The 8,114-nt window shown below is 57.3% G+C and carries 5 protein-coding genes and 4 pseudogenes; 7 read left to right on the forward strand and 2 right to left on the reverse strand.

The features are described 5' to 3' along the window. A partial coding sequence (locus NKI17_RS37265; protein WP_502894731.1) for a hypothetical protein occupies positions 1-182 on the reverse strand: 182 nt, incomplete at its 3' end. 140 nt (positions 183-322) lie between these two features. Between NKI17_RS37265 and NKI17_RS36435 the strand changes: the two genes are divergently transcribed. Further along, a protein-coding gene (locus tag NKI17_RS36435; protein ID WP_352907906.1) for an IS3 family transposase occupies positions 323-1,425 on the forward strand; the annotation gives its coding sequence in 2 pieces (ribosomal slippage) (positions 323-584 and positions 584-1,425; 1,104 coding nt in all). 84 nt (positions 1,426-1,509) lie between these two features. Next, positions 1,510-1,742 (forward strand): annotated as a pseudogene (locus tag NKI17_RS36440) (hypothetical protein); the annotation flags it as partial. 189 nt (positions 1,743-1,931) lie between these two features. Here the strand turns inward: NKI17_RS36440 and NKI17_RS36445 are convergent. After that, positions 1,932-2,180, reverse strand: a pseudogene (locus NKI17_RS36445) (IS701 family transposase); the annotation flags it as partial. A 206-nt stretch (positions 2,181-2,386) separates the two neighbouring features. Between NKI17_RS36445 and NKI17_RS36450 the strand changes: the two are divergent. The 5 genes and pseudogenes from NKI17_RS36450 to NKI17_RS36470 form a co-directional block, all read left to right on the forward strand. After that, complete coding sequence (locus NKI17_RS36450; protein WP_352907908.1) at positions 2,387-2,908, forward strand: hypothetical protein; 522 nt, start codon at positions 2,387-2,389, stop codon at positions 2,906-2,908. A 47-nt stretch (positions 2,909-2,955) separates the two neighbouring features. Beyond that, positions 2,956-3,650 (forward strand): annotated as a pseudogene (locus NKI17_RS36455) (IS6 family transposase). A gap of 116 nt (positions 3,651-3,766) precedes the next feature. Further along, positions 3,767-6,514, forward strand: coding sequence for a zeta toxin family protein (locus tag NKI17_RS36460; protein WP_352907909.1), 2,748 nt, complete (start codon positions 3,767-3,769; stop codon positions 6,512-6,514). A 175-nt stretch (positions 6,515-6,689) separates the two neighbouring features. Then, positions 6,690-7,163 (forward strand): annotated as a pseudogene (locus tag NKI17_RS36465) (IS5 family transposase); the annotation flags it as partial. Positions 7,164-7,239: 76 nt separating this feature from the next. Continuing rightward, the coding region (locus tag NKI17_RS36470) for an IS5 family transposase (protein ID WP_352907910.1) at positions 7,240-8,114 on the forward strand (875 nt) is incomplete at its 3' end.

Genomic DNA, 8,114 nt, shown 5'->3' on the forward strand with positions numbered 1-8,114 from the left:
ATGGACATGCACGAGCTGACCGCACCAAGGATGCCACGGATATAAAAGCTCGCGAACCTCCGTCCCGTGGGTGTACTGTCGTCGTGTTGTAGGAGGCTGATCGCGCCCACATTCGCGCGCTCGGCTACATCACGCCCGCGGCTTGTGCCGCCGATCTCACCGCAACGGGCGATCAGCTGCACAACCCCGACCAGCTCCGCCGATCGCCCGTTGCTCAACCCGCGCCATACGGCGTACAAAACTGATCTGATCCCCAGAAACTGGACCGTTCAGAATTGGAGTTTTCCGCTGTAGTTTCCCGGCTGGGAGAGGAGCGGAAGCGATGAAAGCATCGAAGTTTTCGGACGCGCAGAAGGCGTTCATTCTGAAGCAGGGAGCGGATGGGTTTCCTGTGGCGGAGATCTGCCGGAGGGCCGGGATCAGCCAGGCGACCTATTTCAACTGGAAGAAGAAATATGACGGGCTGCTGCCGACAGAGATGAAGCGGCTGAAGCAACTCGAGGACGAGAACGGCAAGCTCAGAAAGCTGGTCGCCGATCTGTCGCTGGACAAGGAGATGCTGCAGGACGTGATCCGCCGAAAACTGTGAGGCCTGGTCGCAAACGCGAGCTGGTGGCCGATACCTGTGCTGATTGGAACGTGTCGATCCGGCGAGCGTGCCGTGTTCTGGAGTTCGACACCTCGACCTATCACTACAAGTCCCGCCGCCGTGACCAGGCCGGCCTCGAAGCTCGGATCAAAGACATCTGCGCGACGCGGGTTCGCTATGGCTACCGGCGCGTGCACGTGATGCTCACGCGGGAGGGCTGGGACATCAACATGAAGCGGACCTATCGCATTTACAGGGACTTGGGCCTTCAACTGAGGAACAAGACGCCGAAGCGCCGGGTGAAGGCGAAGCTGCGAGACGATCGCCAGCCAGCCGTCGAACCCAACGACGTCTGGGCGATGGACTTCGTTCACGACCAGCTCGCGACGGGCAAGAAGATCCGGGTCCTGACGGTCGTAGATACGTTCTCACGCTACGTGCCGGTGCTCCACCCACGCTTCAGTTACCGAGCCGAGGATGTGGTCAGGATGCTGGAACAGGTCTGCCCCAAGATCGGCTATCCAAAGACGATCCGGGTCGATCAAGGCTCGGAGTTCGTCTCCCGCGACCTCGATCTGTGGGCCTACACCAGGGGCGTCACGCTCGACTTCTCGCGACCGGGAAAGCCAACGGACAACGCTTACATCGAAGCCTTCAACGGCCGCTTCAGGGCGGAATGTTTGAACGCCCACTGGTTCCTGACGCTTGCCGACGCGGCCGAAAAGTTGGAGGATTGGCGCAGATACTACAACGAGGTGCGCCCCCATGGCGCAATCGGGCACAAGGTTCCGATCTCGTTGATCAATCCCGATGGCGCCGTCAGCCCGCCATCGTGAAACAGCCGGAAAACTCCACCTTCCGGCGGTCCAAAGAATGGTATCGGATCAAAAAACCGCCGAGGCTCTAATTGCCGCTGGATGAAAATTCGGTGGCAGGTCAGTGCCAACGGTAATGTACCTCGACCTCCTGCCCAACATGGGCAGAATGACCCCGAGATTGCCATCGGACGATACAAGGGGCTGATCGGACGGCGCCTGCGTGCACGCTCTCTTTCGGCTCAACAGACCGAGGTTGCCATCGGTTGCACGTTCTCAACCGCATGCTGGCATGGGCACGCCCGGAGTCTATCCGGCGTCAAGTCACGCAGGCATAACCAACTACATTAAAGATCGAAATGCGTTCGATTTCATATCCGCGCACCAACGCCCCGCCACGACATCTCATCCACCCATCATCGCGAGCTGCGAGCAATAGCCATGGAAACATGGCGCCAGATCGCACGCCTTCATGCCGCCTGAACCAAAGGCAGAACTCCAAATCGTGCCTTCGCAGCGTTAAGTTTACGATGCCGATCCGCGTCCCAGTGGCTGCGCCCCAACAGCGACTGCATCCGATAGGGCCGCTCCGCTCCGGACTGCTCAGCCATCAGCCAGCCAGTCTTGCGCTCAATGCCGGAAAGAAGGCCGTCAAGGAAATCTGCGCCCGTGTCCCGCAGTTCACGACGAGGAAGCACCCGCCCAACCCGCGCCTTCAGCGCTGTGAGTTCCTGCTCCCAAGCCAATAACGACCCTGACCACGAAGCGACAGACATGGCTCCCTCCATAACCTGTCGAAGGGAATCAGAAAATCGAATGATCCGCAACTGTAGTACTAGTTTCCTTCGCCATCGATGATGCCGAAAGCCGAGTTGGAGTGAACCATAGACTCTCTGGAATTGCAGGTGTAACGCGATATCAGTGTATTGGATCGCACTTGGGTGCTAGCATTCGAGCAATGGAAAATCGAGGGAGTTGGATCATGGATCATGACAGATCACAGGCCGATAAACCCGAAAGTTCAGCTCGTTATGGTGGCAGACCTACACGAATCACGGACCTGCCAGAGCCAATTCTAACTGAGGTGGCAAAGCGGCTAGCCACCGAAAATCCAGTTGAGACGCTGCGAAAATTGCGCAATGCGGCCTCACATGCAAGATACCTGCCGGGTGGACGCTACTTGTGTGAGTACCACGCGGAACGCATGCTCGATGAAGTTGCATATCATCCGGCCCTGGGTGAGGCCTATACCCATCAGGCTCCGCCTTTGGATCGTAACCTGAGTTCGACATCCGGCCACAGCGTAGAGTCGCAAAGTTCCGACGTTGACAGCAAGATAAAGAACGTGAAAGAATCAGTTACGGATTTGGCCGTAAGTGTCATGGAACGAGGGATTTTTGTGGATGATCTAATGTCATCCATTCGCCCGATCGCAAAATCAGTCAAAGAAGCCCACGATAGCGCGCGGGCCGAATTGATGTCTAGCGAGGTGCTGTCACATTGATTTTGGCTTAACGGTTTGACGATAAGTCAGGTTGGCATGGTCGAAGCATGCGCCACCTACAAGAACCATCGCTTCCCGATCGAAATCGTTGCTCATGCCGTCTGGCTTTATTACCGGTTCGGGCTGAGCCTGCGCGATGTTGAAGAAATGCTGCTGGAGCGGGGGATCGTCGTCTCCTACGAGACCATCCGCCGCTGGGGAAAGAAGCACAGTCCCGATTATGCACGTCGCCTGCGCCGCAAGGCGCCATCGTAAAGACGATGTCTGGCATCTTGATAAGGTAGCCGTGCGCATCAACGGCAGGCGGTGCTGGCTGTGGCGCGCCCTCGACCAGGACGGCTATATGCTGGATGAGATCGTGCAGACCCGCCGCAATACCAAGGCGGCCAGGCGTCTGCTCATTCGTCTGCTGAAGAAGCAAGGCCTGTCGCCGAAGCGTATCGTCACCGATAAGCTGCGCTCCTATTCAGCGGCAAGACGTCAGGTCATGCCCGATATCGAGCACCGGTCGCACAAGGGCCTCAACAACCGGGCGGAGAACTCTCACCTGCCGTTTCGAAAGCGGGAGCGAATTCGGCAAGGCTTCCGCAGCATTGGCTCCCTTCAGCATTTCGTCTCCGTCTTTTCCGCCATACGCAATCTCTTTGTCCCCTCCCGCTCAAACAGGTCCGCCACGCAGATCCGAACTCACCGCCTCAATGCCATGGCAGAATGCAAGGCCGCGGCGTTGCAGATTGCCTGAAAACAGCTGTGGGCTTCCGCGCCTCCACGCTTCAAACAATGTGACAGCGCCCTCGCCAGGGATGACTCTACTGCTTAAACTTTAAACGATCGCAGATTGGTACGAGGAAACCGAAAATGGAAACACCGGAATCGACCGAAGTTCTTCATAAATTCCTGGCGAGAAAGAGGAAATTGAATTCAACGGAAGCGAAAGCAATATTTGAACGTGACATCTTAGGTAGCATGGCAGTCGAAAATGGAGGGCTGAAGAATCCCATCTTTCTTGTTGTAGGCGGACAGCCGGCATCGGGCAAAACCTCTGCAATTAGGCAGTTACTGAATAAACATGATCCCGACTACACTCAAGTGGTAAGCGAGAACGAACTCAAGTCTTTTCTTCCCGACAACAACCGCGCTCGACTCCGGGGATCTCATGTAGTTGAGGAAATAAATCGCTTCGTCGTTTTGAACTGGCGCGATCAATTGATTGAGTATGCGATACGGCATCGATCGAATATCATCGTGGAGACGCGCGATACCCCTAATTACATCCTTCTCGCGAGGGCTCGTCACATTGGCTACAAGACAGAGCTAAATATCGTGGCCACAGATAGAATCACTAGTTTTACCGCCATGCATGATCGTTATGACCGCGGGCTGTCGCAAGGTTCCATCGCCACTATCACCTCTCCAGATGCTAAGGCGCACGATCTTAGTTATTCCGTTTGGCCATTCATAGCGGCTTCAGCCGTTTGTTCCGACTCTTTTGCTCGAATAGCAATCATTCGTCGAACGGGCGAAATAATCTTTGAAAATAAGCAAGCCAACGATCCCACTGGACCGATGAAGACGATAGGTGAGCAGGGCGTGATGCAGGCACTTATGATTGCCCGTAATAGTTCATTGGGAAAAACTCACCGGGACGAGATTCAGAATATCTGGAACAAGCTCGAACAGAGCGATAGGTTCGCTCGACATCTACCTTGCGCTAACCTGCCAATAAAATCTTACAAGGCGGAAATAGGCCTGGCGCTTAACAATCAAGTGGATTTTGATCCATACAAAATTCCGGCTGACGATCAGCGGCATATGGCCGAGATGTTCGTTCGAAATGTTAAGCGAGATGAAGACTTTATAGTGGCAAATCTCGGTGATCCGTACTGTTACGACAGTCGTATCATTAGGAGAATTACATCATGCCATAATATATTACAAGAGGCGTTTCTCGGAAAGTCTGCAATTGCTAGAACAGGACCATCGGATTCGACCTTTGCTCCTCAAGAGGATACAACCTGGGGCACTCCCCATCAGGAGCCACTTTTACGGTCATCCATTGTGAAGCGGAAGAGGACAGATTATGCTAGCCTGGTAAATCAATCGCCGCAACAGGTGTCTGATGCGGCTAAATTGCAGCGACCAAAACTTTTGGTCGAGGTGTCCCCATTTTCATTTTCCAAGCGGCATACAGGCGCGGGAATGGCCAACGATGCAGCGCTGGGCGGCATGCAGGGTGAGCATTCGGCTGCTTTCCAAGAGGATACAGCCTGGGGCACTCCCCATCAGGAGCCACTTTTACGGTCATCCATTGTGAAGCGGAAGAGGACAGCTAGCCTGGTAAATCAATCGCCGCAACAGGTGTCTGGTGCGACTAAATTGCAGCGACCAAAGTTTTTGGTCGAGGTGTCCCCATTTTCATTTTCCAAGCGGCATACAGGCGCGGGAATGGCCAACGATGCAGCGCTGGGCGGCATGCAGGGTGAGCATTCGGCGTCGGCGCTCAGTCCGTCAGAACCATGGTTCGACGACTTCCCCGAATTTACCGAGGACGAGCTGGCAGGAATCGATGCGCTGCCCAAATCTCGCTCCAATGCTGCACCCAATTTGCACGGGACCAGATTGAATGAGGCGTTTGAGAAAAAGGGCTCCTCTTCAGGCGCGGGAATGGCCAACGATGCAGCGCTTGGCGGCATGAATACAGTACCCTCGGCGGAGGCGCAGAGGTCATCGCAAGCAAGCCCTAAGGACTTTCCCGATTTAACCGACTCCGATCTGGCGGATGTCAGTGAGTTGTCGCCCATCGACACCAGGAGAGCTGCTTTTGGAACGGGGAACCGACAGATCAGGCTTGAAGATCAGGTCAGGTCAGGTCCTGGCACTTCCTACGCGCACCAGGCGGGGTACCAATCAGTCAACCATACGGTTTTTGATGCTGAAAATGTTGGCGACAACCTGCTAGTCGGGAGCGCGCCAATCCCTCCCTTGCTCGAAGACGAGCATATCGCGGCCGATTTCGCACTGCTTGGCGAGGCGCTGCACAGGGCCAGTCCCGACATCGCCGCCCGGACCCGGTTGGTGGCGCCGGCGGTGGCCCATTTCTTGCGCATGGCTCGGAACCCGGCCGAGGCGGCCGCCGCTTTCCACGACATCATCGATGGCGGCAGGGCCAACTTCGAGGGCGGCACGGCCAGCTTTGTGTTCCTTCCGGTCAACAATGCCGGGACTGGCGCTGGGGGCACCCACTGGTCGCTGCTGTTTGTCGATCTACGCGGGCGCCAGCCGGTCGCCTATCATTACGACTCCTTCGGCACCCTGAACAGCGCCATCGCACAAGGGCTGGCAGCACGTCTGGGCGCCCGCTTGGATCGAGTGCAGATGGCCCAGCAGGACAACGCCTACGATTGCGGGGTATTTGTCGTGGACGCCACGAGGGCGCTGGCCGCGCAATTGGCTGAAGGAGAACGGCCCGGGAGCCAGCCGCTGCACCTCGACACCCTCGTCGCCGACCGGCAGGCTTTACTGGACCGCCTCACGGCCCCCAGTAACGCACGAGTGGAACTGGCGTCTTCCTCGAGAAGCAGAGAACGCTCATGCGGGGGGCGATAAGCTTCAGGGGTGGTGTCACATTGATAGAGGGGTAAGGAAATTGAGGTGGCAGCGCGCCCATGACCGTGAGTGCACCGACCTACAAGAACCACCGCTATCAGCGTTGGTGCATGGATCCTTTGTCAACGGTTTGGCGATAGGCAGGCAGGATCGAAATCAGCTTGATGCGAGTGCCATGCCGTACAAACACAACGCAGATCGTCGTCATCACGTCGGGAAGATGAAATTCCGGGTGACGAATTGGCGTGACTACGAAGCAGGTCTGCGCCGGCGTGGTAGCCTGACCTTATGGGTAACGCCGGAGGCACTGGCGGGATGGCGCGATCCGCGACGCAAGACCCGCGGCGGCCAAGCCCGGTATTCCGATCTCGCCATTGAGACAGCGCTGACGCTGGGTTGCGTCTTCGCAATGCGGCTGCGCCAGACCGAGGGATTGCTCCACTCGCTGCTGGATCTCATGGGGCTGAAAGTCCCAGTTCCAGATCATACGACGCTGAGCCGTCGGGCACAGAAGTGGGAGCCATCAGCCCGACGAAACCCGCCGCTGCCGGACGGCCCACTGCATGTGCTTGTCGATAGCACGGGATTGAAAGTCTACGGCGCCGGGCAATGGCTGGAGCAGAAACATGGCGCCAGATCACGTCGCAACTGAACAGTTCGAAATACCTCGCCTTTTGAACCGGATTTTGAGTCACTCGTCGCGTTGATTTGCGCGGAGGCAGTGGATGCGGGGACAGGCTGGTTTCTGGGACATTGACGAGCGATATGTGCGGCTGAGCGAGGCCGGCGATCCGCTGGAAAAGCTAAACTCGGTAGTGCCGTGGGAGGTTTTCCGCAAGCCGCTCGGCAAGGCGCTGAAGCGCTCCGATGGCGCGAAGGGTGGTCGGCCGCCTTACGATCCGGTGATGATGTTCAAGATCATGGTTTTGCAGGCGCTCTACGGCCTGTCTGACGACCAGGCCGAGTTCCAGATCCAGGACCGACTATCCTTCATGCGCTTCCTCGGGCTGGGTCTCGGCGACAGGGTGCCGGATGCCAAGACGATCTGGCTGTTCCGGGAGCATCTCACACAGGCCGGCGCGGTGGACAACCTGTTCGCCCGTTTCGACAAGCACCTCACCAAGGCCGGCTACCTGGCGATGGGCGGGCAGATCGTCGATGCCACCATCGTGGCGGCGCCCAAGCAGCGCAACACCGACGCCGAGAAGGCTGACATCAAGGCGGGCAAGGTTCCAGACGAGTGGAAAGACAAGCCCGCCAAGCTGCGCCAGAAGGACCGGGACGCACGTTGGACGGTGAAGTTCTCGAAGGCCAAGATGGCCGAGGATGGAAAGGTGCAGCAGCGCGACATCGCCATTCCCGCCTTCGGCTACAAGAACCACGCCGCGATCGATCGTCGGCACGGCTTCATCCGCGGCTGGAACGTCACGAGCGTGGCGGCCTATGACGGCGCGCAGCTTCGCAATGTCCTCAACCGCGCCAACACCGGTTCGACCCTCTGGGCCGACACGGCCTATCGCTCGAAAAAGAACGAGGAGTGGCTGGAGAAGAACGGCTACGTCTCTGACATCCACCAGAAGAAACCGAAGGGTCGGCAGAT

The organism is Mesorhizobium sp. M0816 (assembly GCF_040320005.1).
In the GTDB taxonomy this organism is placed as follows: Bacteria; Pseudomonadota; Alphaproteobacteria; order Rhizobiales; family Rhizobiaceae; genus Mesorhizobium.